Source organism: Halomonas sp. HG01 (assembly GCF_000968715.2).
GTDB lineage: Bacteria > Pseudomonadota > Gammaproteobacteria > Pseudomonadales > Halomonadaceae > Halomonas > Halomonas halophila.
This window is the reverse complement of the sequence record NZ_CP022134.1, coordinates 1,128,016-1,144,716: the sequence shown is the minus strand read 5'-3', so window position 1 is coordinate 1,144,716 and position 16,701 is coordinate 1,128,016. Positions and strand designations below refer to the sequence as shown.

16 protein-coding genes are annotated in these 16,701 nt (G+C 68.2%); 7 read left to right on the top strand and 9 right to left on the bottom strand.

What is annotated here, in order from left to right; all coding sequences use genetic code 11:
• From rng to UN84_RS05295, 5 genes are all read right to left on the bottom strand, one after another.
• Entirely contained in the window at positions 1–1,464 is a 1,464-nt protein-coding gene (gene rng / locus UN84_RS05315; protein WP_046079784.1) for a ribonuclease G, read from the bottom strand.
• A gap of 33 nt (positions 1,465–1,497) precedes the next feature.
• Positions 1,498–2,115 (bottom strand): Maf family protein, encoded by a 618-nt coding sequence (locus UN84_RS05310; RefSeq protein WP_046079785.1) that lies wholly within the window; start codon positions 2,113–2,115, stop codon positions 1,498–1,500.
• A gap of 5 nt (positions 2,116–2,120) precedes the next feature.
• Positions 2,121–2,609, bottom strand: coding sequence for a rod shape-determining protein MreD (gene mreD / locus UN84_RS05305; protein WP_046079786.1), 489 nt, complete (start codon positions 2,607–2,609; stop codon positions 2,121–2,123).
• Positions 2,609–3,487 (bottom strand): rod shape-determining protein MreC, encoded by an 879-nt coding sequence (mreC, locus tag UN84_RS05300; protein WP_046079787.1) that lies wholly within the window; start codon positions 3,485–3,487, stop codon positions 2,609–2,611. The genes mreD and mreC overlap by 1 nt, the downstream gene beginning before the upstream one ends.
• Before the next feature lie 318 nt (positions 3,488–3,805).
• Positions 3,806–4,843 (bottom strand): rod shape-determining protein, encoded by a 1,038-nt coding sequence (locus UN84_RS05295; RefSeq protein WP_035598417.1) that lies wholly within the window; start codon positions 4,841–4,843, stop codon positions 3,806–3,808.
• Positions 4,844–5,003: 160 nt separating this feature from the next.
• Between UN84_RS05295 and gatC the strand changes: the two genes are divergently transcribed.
• Genes gatC through UN84_RS05270 form a run of 5 tightly spaced genes read left to right on the top strand, consistent with a single transcriptional unit; the run spans position 5,004 to position 9,140 of the window.
• Complete coding sequence (gene gatC / locus UN84_RS05290) at positions 5,004–5,291, top strand: Asp-tRNA(Asn)/Glu-tRNA(Gln) amidotransferase subunit GatC (RefSeq protein ID WP_035598414.1); 288 nt, start codon at positions 5,004–5,006, stop codon at positions 5,289–5,291.
• A gap of 51 nt (positions 5,292–5,342) precedes the next feature.
• A complete protein-coding gene (gatA, locus tag UN84_RS05285) occupies positions 5,343–6,803 on the top strand; it encodes an Asp-tRNA(Asn)/Glu-tRNA(Gln) amidotransferase subunit GatA (protein ID WP_046079788.1) in 1,461 nt (486 codons plus the stop codon).
• Entirely contained in the window at positions 6,803–8,269 is a 1,467-nt protein-coding gene (gatB, locus tag UN84_RS05280) for an Asp-tRNA(Asn)/Glu-tRNA(Gln) amidotransferase subunit GatB (protein WP_046079789.1), read from the top strand. The genes gatA and gatB overlap by 1 nt, the downstream gene beginning before the upstream one ends.
• Before the next feature lie 53 nt (positions 8,270–8,322).
• Positions 8,323–8,874 carry a cupin domain-containing protein gene (locus UN84_RS05275; protein WP_046079790.1) on the top strand — a complete coding sequence of 184 codons (552 nt, stop codon included), beginning with the start codon at positions 8,323–8,325 and terminating at the stop codon, positions 8,872–8,874.
• A 56-nt stretch (positions 8,875–8,930) separates the two neighbouring features.
• The gene (locus UN84_RS05270; RefSeq protein WP_046079791.1) at positions 8,931–9,140 is read left to right on the top strand and encodes a 2-hydroxymuconate tautomerase family protein; all 210 of its coding nucleotides are present in this window, start codon (positions 8,931–8,933) and stop codon (positions 9,138–9,140) included.
• Between the two features lie 95 nt (positions 9,141–9,235).
• Here UN84_RS05270 and UN84_RS05265 read toward each other — a convergent pair whose 3' ends face one another.
• From UN84_RS05265 to UN84_RS05250, 4 genes are all read right to left on the bottom strand, one after another.
• Positions 9,236–9,403, bottom strand: coding sequence for a DUF6435 family protein (locus UN84_RS05265; RefSeq protein WP_107180767.1), 168 nt, complete (start codon positions 9,401–9,403; stop codon positions 9,236–9,238).
• 296 nt (positions 9,404–9,699) lie between these two features.
• Positions 9,700–11,211 (bottom strand): aldehyde dehydrogenase, encoded by a 1,512-nt coding sequence (locus UN84_RS05260; RefSeq protein WP_173834966.1) that lies wholly within the window; start codon positions 11,209–11,211, stop codon positions 9,700–9,702.
• The gene (locus UN84_RS05255) at positions 11,208–12,605 is read right to left on the bottom strand and encodes an aspartate aminotransferase family protein (RefSeq protein ID WP_046079798.1); all 1,398 of its coding nucleotides are present in this window, start codon (positions 12,603–12,605) and stop codon (positions 11,208–11,210) included. The genes UN84_RS05260 and UN84_RS05255 overlap by 4 nt, the downstream gene beginning before the upstream one ends.
• 31 nt (positions 12,606–12,636) lie before the next feature.
• On the bottom strand, positions 12,637–13,410 hold the full coding sequence (locus UN84_RS05250) for a gamma-glutamyl-gamma-aminobutyrate hydrolase family protein (protein WP_046079799.1): 774 nt from the start codon (positions 13,408–13,410) through the stop codon (positions 12,637–12,639).
• 256 nt (positions 13,411–13,666) lie between these two features.
• Between UN84_RS05250 and UN84_RS05245 the strand changes: the two genes are divergently transcribed.
• Positions 13,667–15,043, top strand: a complete 1,377-nt coding sequence (locus UN84_RS05245) for a glutamine synthetase family protein (protein ID WP_046079800.1) — start codon at positions 13,667–13,669, stop codon at positions 15,041–15,043.
• Between the two features lie 145 nt (positions 15,044–15,188).
• Positions 15,189–16,667 carry a Na+/H+ antiporter NhaC family protein gene (locus UN84_RS05240; RefSeq protein WP_046079801.1) on the top strand — a complete coding sequence of 493 codons (1,479 nt, stop codon included), beginning with the start codon at positions 15,189–15,191 and terminating at the stop codon, positions 16,665–16,667.
• Positions 16,668–16,701 lie beyond the last annotated feature (34 nt).

The window sequence follows — 16,701 nt, the reverse complement described above, 5'->3', positions numbered from 1 at the left end:
TCACATCAGCACGATATCGTACTGCTCCTGGGAGTAGTGGGCCTCGACCTGGAAGCGGATGGTCTTGCCGATGAACTCCTCCAGGTCGGCCACCGCCGCGGACTCCTCGTCGAGCAGGCGATCGACCACCGGCTGGGAGGCCAGCACCGTATAGGTCTCGGCGCTGTAGGCCCGCTCCTCGCGCAGGATCTCGCGGAAGATCTCGTAGCACACCGATTCCGGGGTCTTGAGGGTGCCGCGACCATGGCAGGACGGGCAGGCCTCGCACAGGGTCTGCTCGAGGCTCTCGCGGGTGCGCTTGCGCGTCACCTGCACCAGCCCCAGCTCGGTGACGCCGGTGCACTTGGTCTTGGCGTGATCGCGCTCGAGCGACTTCTCCAGCACGCGGAGCACCTGGCGCTGATGCTCCGGCTCCTCCATGTCGATGAAGTCGATGATGATGATGCCACCCAGATTGCGCAGCCGCAGCTGGCGGGCGATGGCGGTGGCGGCCTCGAGGTTGGTCTTGAAGATGGTCTCCTCGAGGTTGCGATGTCCCACGAAGCCACCGGTGTTGACGTCGATGGTGGTCATGGCCTCGGTGGGATCGATCACCAGGTAGCCGCCGGACTTGAGCTGGACCTTGCGTCCCAGCGCCTTCTGGATCTCGTCCTCGACGCTGAACAGGTCGAAGATCGGCCGCTCGCCAGCGTAGTGCTCGATGCGCTCCACCGCCGAGGGCATGAATTCCTCGGCGAACTCCAGCAGCTTGACGTGATTCTCCCGGGAATCGATGCGCACCTTCTCGATGTCGTCGCGCATCACGTCGCGCAGGGTGCGCATGAACAGCGGCAGGTCATCGTAGATGACGCTGGGGGCCGAGGCGGTGACCTTGCGCTCGCTGACCTTGCGCCACAGGCGCAGCAGGAAGTGCATGTCGCCAGCCATTTCCTCCTGCGTGACGCCCTCGGCGGCGGTGCGCACGATGAAGCCGCCCGTCACCTCCAGCGTCTGTTCCGCCTGGGCGGCCTCGACCAGCTCGCGCAGCCGCTCCCGCTCGCGCTCGTCCTCGATGCGCTGGGAGACGCCGTTGTGCGGCGAGTCCGGCATGTAGACCAGGTAGCGCGACGGCACCGAGAGATGCGTGGTCAGGCGCGCGCCCTTGGAGGCGATGGGGTCCTTGGTGACCTGCACCACCAGCGACTGGCCCTCGTGGAGCAGGTGGCCGATGGAGGCCTGCTCGTCGGCCGGGGTCCCGGAGGGCATCACCTCATGCGCGTGGATGAAGGCGGCCCGCTCGAGGCCGATGTCGACGAAGGCAGCCTGCATGCCCGGCAGTACACGCACCACCTTGCCCTTGTAGATGTTGCCGACGATGCCGCGGCGCCGGGCCCGCTCGATGAAGGCTTCCTGGAGCACGCCGTTCTCCACCACGGCGACCCGGGTCTCCATCGGGGTCAGGTTGATCAGTACTTCACCGCTCATGCGGAAATCCTTGTCCAGAGGAAACTCGAGGCATTATGACATAGCGCGGTTCCACAGCGGCACGCCCTGTCGGGCCAGCAATTCAGCGGTCTCGAACAGCGGCAGGCCGACCACCGCGGAATGACTGCCCTCGAGACGCGACACGAACAGCGCCGCCCGGCCCTGAATGGCATAGCCGCCGGCCTTGTCGGCGGGCTCGCCGATGGCCCAGTAGGCGGCGGCCTCGGCCTCGGTGATCTCGCGTAGCGTCACTCGCGTGGTCACGCAGGCGCTCAGCAGGCCCGCCGGGCCGGTCACCGCCACCGCGGTCAGCACCCGATGGGTGCGCCCGGACAGCGAGCGCAGCATGGCGGCGGCGTGCTCGCGGTCGCGCGGCTTGCCGAGGATGGCGTCGTCACACACCACCGCGGTGTCGGAGCCGAGCGTGGGCAGCGTGCTGCCCAGCGCCCCAGCCCGGGCCTTGTCCTCGGCCAGGCGTCGAACATAGGCCTCGGGGGCTTCGCCGGGCCGCGGTGTCTCGTCGAGGTCGACCGGATGCACCTCGACCGGCACGTCGATGCTGGCCAGCAGCTCCCGGCGGCGCGGCGAGGCGGAGGCCAGCCGGATCAGCGGCGGCTCGGGAGCATCGGTGGCGGCATCGGACATCGTCATCCGGCTCACTCCTCGCTGCCACGGCGCCGGAAGACGCGGAACAGCGTGGTCAGCCAGGGCCACAGCAGCGCCCCGATCACCGAGGGCAGCAGGAAGGACAGGTGAATCGCGAAGGGGCCCAGCAGGGTCCGCAGCCACTGCTCCACCAGCTGCACCGTGCCCAGCAGCACCAGGATCAGCACCGCCTGCTGGAGCAGCGAGTAGGCCCGGAAACGCGGATAGACCAGGGCACACAGGAAGGCCAGCAGCGACAGCAGCAGAGCGTTCTGTCCCAGCGGCGCGCCCTGAATCAGGTCCACCAGGATGCCCAGCGCGAAGCCGTGGAAGACCCCGACCTTGTGGGGCGCTTTCATGCACCAGTAGATCAGCATCAGTCCCAGCCAGTCCGGGCGCCAGATCTGCCAGCCATCGGCCAGCGGCATCACCTGAAGGCACAGCGCCAGCAGCAGGGTCAGCCAGATCCAGGGCAGGCTCGCCGTCGCGCGTGCGGCCATTATTCGTCCTCCTCGACGGGACCGAACATTTCCAGCGCCGCCTGGACGGCGGCCTGGTCGAGCGCGACCGTCCAGCCCCCGCGGCCCGGCGCCTCGGGGGGCTCCGGCGGAAACAGCAACAGGAAATGGCGGGCGCGCTGCAGCTGGGCCACCGGGCGGGCCTCGACCCGGGCGAAGGGCTCGCCGGGATCGTGGACCACCGAGGTGACCCGCGCCACCGGATAGCCGGGCGGAAAACGCCCGGCCAGCCCCGAGGTCATCAGCAGGTCGCCCTCGCGGATATCCGCGGTGTCCGGCACGTGCAGCACGCCGAGGGCGTCGTACTGGCCGGTGCCCTGAAGGATGAAGCGCAGGCCGTTGCGGTTGACCTGGACCGGCAGCGAGTGACTGGCGTCGGACACCATCAGCACCCGGCTGGCGTAGGCCGACACCGAGGTCACCTGCCCCACCAGCCCGGCGGCATCCATCACCGGCTGGCCGACGAAGACGCCGTCGCGCTGCCCGCGGTCGATGACCATGCGGTGGCTGAAGGGATCCGGGTCCAGCGACAGCAGCTCGGTGGTGATGAAGGGAATGTCATGCTCGCGGGTGGCATCCAGCAGCTCGCGCAGCCGCACGTTCTCGGCGGTCAGGCTGGCCATGCGCTGGACGCGATGCGAGAGGGTCAGGATCTGCTCGCGCAGCTGGCGATTCTCGTCGAGCAGCTCGCGCTGGTCGGAAAACGCCAGCGACGCCCAGTTGAGGGCGTCGCTGGGCAGGCTGACCAGCCACTGGACCGGCGCCACCAGGGTCGACAGCTGGGCCCGCACGGGCTCCATGCGCGTGAAACGCAGATCGGCGAACATCAGGGCCACGGCGAGGAGCGCGCAGAGCAGCATGCGATACCCCGGCACCGAGCCGTGCGAGAACAGCGGTTTGATGGCGTCCTCTCCCTATTCTCCTTGGCGGCGTCGGGCCTCTTGCCGCGACGCCTAGGCGAGGCCGTCGAGAGGCCACCCGCCCCTGGTGCTTCTAGCTTCCGCGGGAGAGCGCTGATTTATGTCGCGAGCGACGAGAGGCGGGGGCGCCTAGCCTGGCCGCCGCCGGAGCACAGCGCCCGCAGTGTAGCCTGCTACATGAGAGCCGACCGGGCCGGCGTACCGGCACCGCCGGTGGCCAGGATATCGAGCGCAGCAATAAATCAGCGCTTTCCAACGTCAGTCGCTGGAGAGCAGTTCAAACGTATGCTGATCGATCATCTCGAGGGCCTTGCCGCCGCCGCGGGCCACGCAGGTCAGCGGGTCCTCGGCGACGACCACCGGCAGGCCGCTCTCCTCGGCGATCAGCTTGTCGAGATCGCGCAGCAGCGCACCGCCGCCGGTCAGCACCAGGCCGCGCTCGGCGATGTCGGAGGCCAGCTCGGGGGGCGACTGTTCCAGCGCGCTCTTCACCGCCGCGACGATGGAGCCCAGGGTCTCCTGCAGGGCGTCGAGGATCTCGTGGGAATTCAGGGTGAAGCTGCGCGGAATGCCCTCGGCCAGGTTGCGGCCGCGCACGTCGATCTCGCGCAGCTCGCCGCCGGGGTAGGCGCAGCCGATCTCTTCCTTGATCCGCTCGGCGGTGGACTCGCCGATCAGGCTGCCGTAGTGGCGACGCACGTAGGCGATGATCGCCTCGTCGAAACGGTCGCCACCGACGCGGATGGACTCGGAATAGACCACGCCGTTGAGCGAGATGATGGCGATCTCGCTGGTGCCACCGCCGATGTCGACAACCATCGAGCCCTGGGCTTCCTCGACCGGCAGACCGGCGCCGATGGCCGCGGCCATGGGCTCCTCGATCAGGAACACCTCACGGGCGCCGGCGCCCTCGGCGGATTCCTTGATGGCGCGGCGCTCGACCTGGGTCGACATGCAGGGCACGCAGACCAATACCCGCGGGCTCGGCGTCAGGAAGGTGCTCTGATGGACCTTGCGGATGAAGTACTGCAGCATCTGCTCGGTCACGGTGAAGTCGGCGATGACGCCGTCCTTCATCGGGCGGATGGCGGTGATGTTGCCCGGTGTGCGGCCCAGCATGCGCTTGGCGTCGGCACCCACGGCGGCCACGCTGCGCATGTTGCCGGACTGGCGGATCGCCACCACCGACGGCTCGTCGAGCACGATGCCGCGCCCGCGGACGTAAATCAGCGTATTGGCCGTCCCCAGGTCGATCGACAGATCGCTGGAAAACAGCCCCCTCAAACGTTTGAACATGAAGTCGTTACCTAGTGCAGACCGGGGACCCTGTGCGGGGGCAAACCGTATCACTGCACCCCCCCAGCGGCAAGCGCCACGCCCCTGGCCCCTGCCCGCCGTGACGCGAATGTGATAACTTCTGCGGTCTTTTCTGCCACCCTTTCGAGGACACCCGATCATGGCGCTTGAACACGCAGACGTTCTCCGGGCCGCCCACCTGGCCCGTCTCGGCCTGGACGAGGGTGAGGCCGACCGCTACCTCGACGACCTGGGCCGCATCCTGGAGATGGCCGACCAGCTGCAGTCGATCGACACCGACGGCGTCGCCCCGCTGGCCCACCCGCTGGACGCCACCCAGCGCCTGCGCGCCGACGAGGTCACCGAGGCCGACCAGCGCGAGACCTTCCAGCGCTGCGCCCCCGCGGTGGAGAACGGCCTCTATCTGGTGCCGCGAGTCGTCGAATGACCGCCTCCCTCTTTCGTCGTCAATGACATGTCATCACGGAGCCCCGGCCCCATGCACGACCAGACACTGACCGGACTCGCCGCCGCCCTGGCGGCCGGCGAGTTCTCCAGCCGCGAGCTGACCGAACATCTGCTCGCGCGCATCGAGCGCCATGACGGCGCGCTCAACAGCTTTATCACCGTTACTGGCGATGCCGCGCTCGAAGCAGCGGATCGCGCCGATGCCGCCCGCGCGCTCGGTGAGGCCGGCCCGCTGACCGGCCTCCCGCTGGCACTGAAGGACATCTTCTGCACTCGGGGCGTCAAGACCAGCTGCGGCTCGAAGATGCTCGACAACTTCGACGCGCCCTACGACGCCACCGTGGTCGAGAAACTGGCCGCGGCCGGCACCCTGAGTCTCGGCAAGACCAACATGGACGAGTTCGCCATGGGCTCGTCCAACGAGAACAGCTTCTATGGCGCGGTGAAGAACCCCTGGGACCTCGGCGCCGTGCCCGGCGGCAGCTCCGGCGGCAGCGCCGCCGCGGTGGCCGCGGGCCTGGTGCCGGCGGCGCTCGGCACCGACACCGGCGGCTCGATCCGTCAGCCGGCGGCCTTCTGCGGCATCACCGGCCTGAAGCCGACCTACGGTCGCGTGTCGCGCTACGGCATGATCGCCTACGCCTCGAGCCTCGACCAGGCCGGCCCCATGGCCCGCACCGCCGAGGACTGCGCCCACCTGCTCGGCGCCATCGCCGGCCACGACCTGCGCGACTCCACCAGCGTGGCGCGCGGCGTGCCGGACTACACCGAGGGCCTCGACGCCCCGCTGTCCGGCCTCAAGATCGGCCTGCCCAAGGAGTACTTCGGCGACGGCCTTTCCGCCGAGGTCGAGAGCGCGGTGCGCGAGGCGATCGCGGTCTACGAATCGCTTGGCGCCACGGTGCGCGAGGTCAGCCTGCCGCATACCCACTATGCGATCCCGGCCTACTACGTGATCGCGCCGGCCGAGGCCTCCTCCAATCTGTCGCGCTTCGACGGCGTGCGCTTCGGCCACCGCTGCGAGAACCCGACCGACCTGATCGACCTCTACAAGCGCTCCCGGGGCGAGGGCTTCGGCGAGGAGGTCAAGCGGCGCATCCTGATCGGCACCCACACCCTCTCCGAGGGCTTCTTCGACGCCTACTACAAGCAGGCGCAGAAGGTCCGCCGCCTGATCCGCCAGGACTTCCTCGACGCCTTCGAGGAGGTCGACGTGCTGATGGGCCCGGCCTCGCCGACCCCGGCCTTCGACCTGGGCGCCAACAAGGACCCGGTGTCGATGTACCTGCAGGACATCTACACCATCGCCGTCAACCTGGCCGGCATCCCCGGCATCAGCGTGCCGGCCGGCTTCGCCGGCGGCCGCCCCGTGGGCCTGCAGATCCTCGGCACCCACTTCGCCGAGGCCCAGCTGCTCAACGTCGCCCACCAGTTCCAGCAGGCCACCGACTGGCACCTGCGCCGTCCCGACCTCGCCGAGGAGACCGCCTGATGCAATGGGAAACCGTGATCGGGCTGGAGGTCCACGTCCAGCTCGCCACCCGCTCCAAGATCTTCTCCGGCGCCTCCACCGCGTTCGGCGCCGAGCCCAACACCCAGGCCTGCGCCGTCGACCTGGGCCTGCCGGGCGTGCTGCCGGTGCTCAACGAGCAGGCAGTGGCCATGGCCGTGCAGTTCGGCCTCGGCATCCACGCCGAGATCCCCGAGGTCTCGGTGTTCGACCGCAAGAACTACTTCTACCCGGACCTGCCCAAGGGCTACCAGACCAGCCAGATGTATGAGCCGATCGTCGGCCCGGGCGAGGTCGAGATCCTGCTCGACGACGGCGAGAGCAAGCGCATCCGCGTGCATCACGCCCACCTCGAGGAGGACGCCGGCAAGTCGCTCCACGAGGACTTCCACGGCATGACCGGCATCGACCTCAACCGCGCCGGCACGCCGCTGCTGGAGATCGTCTCCGAGCCGGACATGCGCTCGGCCAAGGAGGCCGCGGCCTACCTCAAGGCGATCCATTCCATCGTGACCTATCTGGGCATCAGCGACGGCAACATGGCCGAGGGTTCGATGCGCTGCGACGTCAACGTCTCGGTGCGCCCCAAGGGCCAGGAAGCCTTCGGTACCCGCGCCGAGATCAAGAACGTCAACTCCTTCCGCTTCGTCGAGCGTGCCATCGAGTTCGAGGTCGAGCGCCAGATCGAGCTGCTCGAGGACGGCGGCACGGTGGTCCAGGAGACCCGTCTCTACGACCCCGAGGCCGACGAGACCCGCAGCATGCGCACCAAGGAGGAGGCCAACGACTACCGTTACTTCCCCTGCCCCGACCTGCTGCCGGTGGTGCTCGACCAGGCCTACGTCGACCACCTGCGCGGCCAGCTGCCGGAACTGCCGGCCGCCAAGCGCGAGCGCTTCCAGGGCGAGCTCGGCCTCTCCGCCTACGACGCCGGCGTGCTCTCGGCGAGCCGTGCCATGGCCGAGTACTTCGAGCGCGTTCATGCGGTCTGTGGCGACGCCAAGCAGGCCGCCAACTGGGTCCAGGGCGAGCTGTCCGGCGCCCTGAACCGCGAGGGCCTGGCGATCGTCGACAGCCCGGTCTCCGCCGACCAGCTCGGCGGCCTGATCGTCCGGGTGCTGGACGACACCATCAACGGCAAGGCCGCCAAGCAGGTGTTCCAGGCGCTGTGGCACGGCGAAGGCGGGGGAGAAAACAACAGCGCCGACGCCATCATCGAGGCCAAGGGGCTGAAGCAGGTCACCGACACCGGCGCCATCGAGGCCATGATCGATCAGGTGATCGCGGACAGTCCGGCCCAGGTCGCCCAGTACCGCGACGCCGAGCCGGACAAGCGCGGCAAGATGATCGGCTACTTCGTCGGCCAGGTGATGAAGGCCTCCCGCGGCACCGCCAACCCCCAGCAGGTCAACGCCCTGCTCAAGGAAAAGCTCGACGCCCTGTGCTGAGCCCCGAGGGGCGGGCCTGACCGGCCCGCCCCGTCGACTTCAGAGGATGAACCATGGCAGAAGACGTCGGCGCGCGATTGCGTGCCCTGCGTAAACTGAGAGGCATCTCCCAGCGCGAACTGGCCAAGCGCTGTGGCGTCACCCACTCCAGCCTGTCGCTCATCGAGCAGGGCAAGGTCAGCCCCTCGGTGAGCTCACTGAAGAAGATCCTCGATGCCATCCCCATGAGCGTCGGCGACTTTTTCACCATGGACCTGGAGAGCCGCGACCAGGTGTTCTATTCGGCCGACGAGCTGGCCGACGTGGGCAGCGGCGACGTCATCTACAAGCTGGTCGGCGGCAATCGCACCGCCCGCGCGCTGAACTTCATGGTCGAGACCTACCCCCCGGGGGCCGACACCGGCCGCGAGATGATCGCCCACCAGGGCGAGGAAGCCGGCGTAGTGCTGGAGGGCGAGATCGAGATCACCATCGGCGCCGAGACCCGCGTGCTGATCTCCGGCGAGGCCTACTACTTCGACACCAACGTCCCCCATCGCTTTCGCAACGTCGGCGAGGTCGCCTGCCGACTGGTCAGCTGCGCCACCCCGGCCCGCAGCTTCTGAACGTGGCGACGCCCCGGCACCACCGCCGGACATCGCCCCCACCCCGGGAGACCCCCATGCCGAACGTCAACATCCAGCTGATCGAAGGCCGCAGCGCCGAGCAGAAGGAAGCCCTGATCGAGAAGATCACCGCGGCCTGCGTCGAGGCCATCGACTGCACCCCGGAGAGCGTGCGCATCGTGCTCTCCGACATCGCGCCCCAGGACTTCGGCCTGAGCGGCGAGTCGGTCGCCAAGCGCCGCGCCGGTCAGGACACGACGGCCTAATCCTCCCCCCTTTCCCGGATGAGGCGTGGGGCGGACGACTCCACGCACCGCGCCTCGATCGGGTCATTCGCCAGGCCAGCCGGCCACCGCCGCTTTCAGCTCTTCTGCCGCTCAATCTCCGCCCGCAGCGCCTCGGCCTGCTCGGTCAGCACCGCATTGGACCGCATGTCACCGTTGCGTGCAGCCGTCATGGCCTCCTCCAGCTTCTGCTCGTACTGCCGCTGAAGCTTCTTAAGCGGGTCTCGCTTGAGCCAGTTCAACATGCCATTTCCTCCGCAAGAGCCAGAATTTCGTACAACTTAGAAACAACCATTGTACAAGAAAATTCCGCTCCCGGCGCTCATTCGACGCCCCCCCCATAACGAGCCGGCCGACGATCGCCTGACGAGGTGACGGGTGTGCCACGCGGCGAACAGCGCCGCAATCCTTCCCCCCCCTGGCCGCCGCCCAGGACGCCGTTTCCTGACCGAGCCCGCGGCACGAAAAAAGCCGGCCGCGGCGAACCGCGGCCGGCAAGTCGAGGGTTCCCCTCCCCCATCAGTGCTCCAGGCTCCGCCCCTCAGGGCGCCAGCGTCATCCACACGCTCTTGAGATCGGAGTACTCTTCCAGCGAGTGATGCGACTTGTCGCGCCCGTTGCCCGACTGCTTGACCCCGCCGAAGGGCACCGTCTGGTCCATGTCCGCCCAGTTGTTGACGAACACCTGGCCCGAGCGCAGCCGGCGCGTGACGCGCATGATGCGATCGATGTCCTGGCTCCACAGCCCGGCCGCCAGGCCGTAGTCGCTGTCGTTGGCGAGCCGCACCGCCTCGTCCTCGCTGTCGAAGCCGAACACCGACAGCACCGGGCCGAAGATCTCCTCGCGGCCGATGGCCATGGTCTCGGTGACGCCGTCGAACACCGTCGGCGGGATAAACAGCCCCTTGCCCTCGATGGCGGTGGCCTCGCCACCGGCGCGCAGGGTCGCGCCCTCCGCCACGCCGCGGCGGATATAGTCGAGCACCCGCTCGTACTGGGCCTGGTCGACCATCGCACCCATGAAGCTGTCCGGGTCCAGCGGGTCGCCGGGCTGCATGCGCTCGGCGGCGGCCAGCACCTTGTCGACGAAGGCCTCGCGAATGCTGTTTTCGACCAGCAGCCGCGAGCCGGCGATGCACACCTCGCCCTGGTTGTGGAAGATCGCCCCGGCGGCGTGCTCGGCGACCCTGTCGAGATCCTTGCAGTCGGCAAACACCAGGTTCGGGCTCTTGCCGCCGCACTCCAGGAACACCTTCTTGAGATTGGACTGGCCGGCGTACTGCATCAGCTGCTTGCCGACCCCGGTGGAGCCGGTGAAGGCCAGGCAGTCGACGTCCATCGACAGCGCCAGCGCCTTGCCCACGGTATGGCCGAAGCCCGGCAGCACCTGGAACACGCCGCGCGGCAGGCCCGCCTCGCGGGCCAGGCTGGCCAGGCGCAGCGCCGACAGCGGCGACTTCTCCGAGGGCTTCAAGATTACGCTGTTGCCGGCGGCGAGCGCCGGGCCGATCTTCCAGGCGGTCATCATCAGCGGGAAGTTCCACGGCACGATGGAGGCCACCACCCCCAGCGGTTCGCGCAGCACCAGCCCCAGGCTCTCCTCGCCGGTGGGCGCGACTTCGCCGTAGAGCTTGTCGATGGACTCGGCATGGTGACGAATGCAGCCGATGGCGCCGGCCATGTCGCCGAGCGAACTTCCGACCGGCTTGCCCATGTCCAGGGTGTCGAGCAGCGCCAGCTCGTGCCGATGGGCCTCCATCAGTTCGGCCAGGCGCAGCAGCACGGCCTTGCGCTGGCCCGGGGCCAGGCGCGACCACTCGCCGGCGTCGAAGGCGCGCCGGGCGGCCGATACCGCCCGTTCGGCGTCGGCGGCGTCGCAGCTCGCCACCTCGGCCAGCGCCTCGCCGGTGGCCGGGTTGACGGTGGTCAGGGTCGCGCCGTCGACGGCGTCGACGAAGGCATCGTCGACGTAGGCGCGGGTCTCGAAGCCTTGCTCGACCAGCGAGGCGGCCAGCGCCTGCCAGTCGTCACGGGTCGTCGGGGCGGGGCTCATGCGCGAATCTCCTCTCGCGGGGCGTTGTCGGTCACCGCATGCTCGGCCAGGCGAGCCGCGGTCTCGTCGAGCGCCTGGCGGGCCAGGCGCACCAGTTCATCGATCTCGTCGCGGGTGATCACCAGGGGCGGCGAGATGATCATGGTATCGCCCACCGAGCGCATCACCAGCCCCGCCTCGAAGCACAGATCGCGGCACAGGTTGCCGGCGCCCAGCGACTTGTCGAAGCGCGCACCCGAGGCCTTGTCGGCGACCAGCTCCAGGGCGCCCATCAGCCCCAGCGAGCGCGCCTCGCCGACGATGGGATGCTCGCCCAGCTCGGCCCAGCGCCGGGCCAGATAGGGCCCCAGATCATCGCGCACGCGATCGACCACGCCCTCGGCCTCCAGCAGCTCCAGGTTCTTCAGCGCCACGGCGGCGCAGGTGGGATGCCCCGAGTAGGTGAAACCGTGGAAGAACTCGCCCCCCTCCTCGATCAGGGCCTCGGCCACCCGATCGCCGACCAGCACGCCGCCGATCGGCAGGTAGCCCGAGGAAAGCCCCTTGGCGATCGGCATCAGGTCCGGCTCGAGGCCGAAGTGCTGACTGCCGAACCACTCGCCGAGGCGACCGAAGCCACAGATCACCTCATCGGCGACCAGCAGGATGTCGTACTTGGCCAGCACGGCCTTCACCGCCGGCCAGTAGCTCGCCGGCGGCATGATGGCGCCGCCGGCCCCCTGGACCGGCTCGGCGATGAAGGCGGCGACGTTCTCCTCGCCGAGCTCGAGGATCTTGTCCTCCAGCGCCTCGGCGCAGCGGCGCCCGAAGGCCTCCGGCGACAGGTCACGGCCCTCGCCAAACCAATAGGGCTGCGCGACATGAGCGATCTCCGGCACGCAGGGCCCACCCTGGTCGTGCATGGGCGCCATGCCGCCGAGGCTCATGCCGGCCAGGGTGGAACCGTGATAGCCGTTCTCGCGGCCGATGACCCAGCGCTTGCCGGGGCGCCCCTTCAGCGCCCAGTAGCGGCGCACCATGCGCAGCACGGTGTCGTTGGCCTCGGAACCCGAGCCGGTGAAGAAGACATGATTGACGTGTGCCGGGGCGAGCTCACAGAGCTTCCCGGCCAGCTGCAGGGCCGGCGGATGCGTGGTCTTGAAGAAGGTGTTGTAGTAGGGCAGCCGCTCGAGCTGAGCGGTCGCCGCCTCGACCAGCTCGCGACGGCCGTAACCCAGGTTCACGCACCACAGTCCCGCCATGCCGTCGAGGATACGGTGCCCCTCGCTGTCGTGGATGTAGACGCCCTCGGCATGGGTCACGACGCGGCTGCCCTCCTCGCCCAGCGCCTTGAAATCGGTGAACGGATGAAGATGATGCGCGCGGTCGCGGGCCTGATATTGCGATGTCTGCATGATGATTCTCCTTGATGACACTCGCGGCCGATCAGGCCGGGGTCGCGACCGGGGCGGCGACGCGAGCATGGTCGCCACAGGCCTCGGCGAAGCCGCGGAAGATGGCGTCGTAGAGCGGATGCTCCCGAGGCTGCCATTCGGGATGCCACTGCACGGCCAGGGTGAAGCCCGGCGCATCGGTCACCGAGATGGCCTCGACCAGGCCGTCCGGCGCCTGGGCCTCGGCGGTCAGGCCCTCGCCGAGGCGGTCGATGCCCTGCTGGTGCAGGGAGTTGACCCGAGAGCGAGGCTCGGGATACAGCGCCGACAGGCGTCCGCCCGGGCGAATCGAAAGCTCGTGGGCCGGCGCATACTGGGCCGCCCGCTCGCCCGCCCGCTCGCGATGATCGAGCATGCCGGGCACGGTCTGAACCGCCTGGTGAAGACTGCCGCCGAAGGCCACGTTGAGTTCCTGGAAACCGCGGCAGATCCCCAGCAGCGGCAGACCGAGGTCCAGCGCCGCCGGCACCCAGGCCATGGCCGCGGCGTCGCGATGACGATCGTCACGGGTGTTCTCGGGCGCCCGCTCGGCGCCGTAGCGGGCTGGATCGACGTTGGTGTAACTCCCGGTCAGCAGCAGGCCGTCCAGACGTGACAGCAGCGGTGTCACAGCGGCGGCATCGCCCCCCTCCCAGACCGGCAGTATCACCGGCTCGAGCCCGTAGTCGCGCAGCGCGCTCAGGTACTTGTCGGTCACCATATGGGCGGGATGCCCTTCCACCTCACGGCGACAGGCGATCACTCCCACCAGGGGTCGGCTCTGCATGGCAGCCTCCTCGAAACGACAGGACAGAAAGTTGTTATGGTTTGCTCAACATATCTTGGTTGCTTAATCTTGCCAACCCGACGAAAGCGACAGCATCAGAAAATAAATCACAACACACTGATATTATTGAGATAAAAATCAAAAATACGGAAATCACCACATTGTCAAAAGCGCCATAAACGTAAAAAATTTGACAACAAAAGCGAAGAACACCAATGATGACGACCATGCCAACATCCTAAAAACAGGTGTCATCATGCCCTCTTACCCCGTCGACGAAGCCCGCGACTTCCTGGCCCGCCACCCCGAGGTCACCAGCATCGATCTGCTGATCAGCGACCTCAACGGCGTGATACGCGGCAAGCGCATCCCCCACGACAACCTGGAGAAGGCCTTCGAGCACGGCATCAACCTGCCGGCCTCGGTCTTCGCTCTGGACATTCTCGGCAACACGGTGGAAGCCACGGGGCTAGGACTGGACACCGGCGACGGCGACCGCGTCTGCCGCCCCGTGCCGGGCACCCTGATGCCGACGCCCTGGCTGCGCGATGGCCGCCAGGCGCAGCTGCTGATGACCATGGAAGACAGCAACGGCGGCCCGTACCCCGTCGACCCGCGTCAGCTGCTCGCCGGCGTGCTCGAACGGCTGAAGCGGGAAGGCCTCACCCCGGTGGTGGCGGTGGAAATGGAGTTCTACCTGGTGGATCGCAGCCGAAACGAACTGGGCATGGTGCAGCCGCCCTGTTCACCGGCGACGGGCGAGCGCGCCACGCATAGCCAGCTCTACTCGATCAGCGAGCTCGACGAATACGCGGACTTCCTGGAGGAGGTGCACACCGCCGCCGAGACCCAGGCCCTCCCGCTGGATACCGCCCTGAAGGAATGCGCCCCCGGTCAATTCGAGATCAACCTGATTCACTGCGACGATGCCCTGGCGGCCTGCGATAGCGCCGTGCTGCTCAAGCGCCTGATCAAGGGCATCGCCCTGCGGCACGGCTTCGAGGCCACCTTCATGGCCAAGCCATACGGGGACGAGGCCGGCAACGGCACCCACGTGCATATCAGCCTGCTCGACGAGAGCGGGCACAACGTCTTTGCCGCCGAAGACGGCGACCCGCTGGGCACCCCCCGGCTCAAGCAGGCGGTGGCCGGGCTGCTGGCGATGATGCCCGCCTCGATGGCCCTGTTCGCGCCCAACCTCAACTCCTTCCGCCGTTTCCAGCCCGGCCTCTACGTGCCCATGGCGCCGACCTGGGGCTTCGACAACCGCTCGGTGGCGGTGCGCATTCCTTCCGGCCCCAACGCCGCACGGCGCCTGGAGCACCGCGTGGCCGGCGCCGACGCCAACCCCTACCTGCTGGTCGCCACCCTGCTGGCGGCCATCGAACACGGCCTGCACCAGCAAATGACGCCTCCGCCGGCGATCACCGGCAATGCCTACGACCAGGTCGCCCCCAGCCTGACCAACAGCTGGAGCCAGGCCCTGGACCTGCTCGAGGAGAGCAAGGCGCTCACCGAAGCCCTGGGACCACAGTTCCTGCGCGTTTTCCTCGCCAACCGCCGTGCCGAGCGCGACCAGGCCATGCAGGCGGTCAGCAAGCTGGAATACGACTGGTACCTGCGCCACGTCTGAGCAGGAAAGCCATCCTTCCACCTTCGACCGTGGGCGGCATCACCGCCCGCGGGGACGCGGCACGGTCGCGCCGGCAACGATCACAACGACCCAAGGCTCGCCTCGCGCCTGCCGAACCTCACAACACCACAAGATGGAGGTCGTCATGAGCACCACCCACCCCTTCTCACCCTCGCTGCCGGCCCGGGACGGTACCGGCCGCACCCTGCTGCTGGTGCTGGCCGTGCTGGGCACGGTCACCGCGCTGACGCTGACCCACGACCCCGGCAGCGACTACGGCTGGGCCAGCCTGGTCCCCTCGCTGATCGTGCTGGTGGTGGCCATTGCCACGCACCGCACCCTCGAGGCGCTGGCCATCGGCGCGCTGTCCGGCCTGATCATGCTGCAGCCGGAGGACTTCGTCGGCGAGCTGGCCGACATCTCGCTGTCGGTGATGATGAACGAGACCATCGCCTGGCTGATCCTGGTCTGCGGCCTGATGGGCGGCTTCATCGCCATGCTCGAGAAGTCCGGCTGCACCCTGAGTTTCAGTCACGTCATGACCCGGCTGGTCAAGACGCGCCGTCAGTCGATGCTCAGCACCGCGCTGCTGGGCGTGCTGATCTTCATCGACGACTACTTGAACGCCCTGGCAACCTCGGCGGCCATGAAGCGTCTCACCGACCGCTTCGGCGTCTCCCGCGAGAAGCTGGCCTATATCGTCGACTCCACGGCGGCGCCGATCTGCATCCTGGTGCCGATCTCCACCTGGGCGGTGTACTTCGCCGAACTGCTGAAAACCAACGGCGCCACCGACGGCCCCGGCATGGGACTCTACATCGCATCGATCCCGTTCATGCTCTACGGCTGGGTGGCCATGGGCCTGGTGGTGCTGGTGGCCAGCGGCAAGCTGCCCGACATCGGCCCGATGAAGGCCGCCGAAGCCCGGGCCCGGGCCGGCCAGCCGATCCCCGACGGCGCCCCGGACGAAGCCCTGGGGGAGACGACGCCCAACCAGTCGCCGTGGCGCGGCGTGTTCAACTTCCTCGCCCCCATGGCGGTACTGATCGGTGCCAGCGCCTACTTCGAGATCGACCTGCTCAAGGGCGTGATGGTCGCCACCCTGTTCACCCTGGTGCTTTACCTCATCCAGCGCCTGGCGACCTTCGCCAGCCTGATGGACGGCATCATGGACGGCTTCCGTACCATGATGCTGCCGCTGGCCATCGTCGCCGTGGGCTTCGTGCTGCGCGAGGTCAACGACCAGCTGGGCATGACCCAGTTCATGATCGATGCCCTCGCCCCCTATCTGACGCCGGCGCTGCTGCCCGTCCTGGTGTTCGTGTCCATGGCGGTAGTGGTGTTCGCCACGGGCTCTTCCTGGGGCGTGTTCGTGATCTCGATCCCCATCGTGGTCCCCATGGCCCAGCACATGGATGCCCCGATGCCGCTGGTGGTGGGTGCCCTGCTGTCGGCCTCGAGCTTCGGCAGCCACGCCTGCTTCTTCTCCGACTCCTCGGTGCTGTCCTCACAGGGCAGCGGCTGCCTGCCGATGCAGCACGGCCTGACCCAGTTCCCCTACGCGCTGATCGGCGCCCTGATCACCGCCGGCGGCTTCCTGGCGCTGGGCCATGTCCTGACCTGAGCCTGACCTGAACAAGGCCTGTCACGCGGCGCCG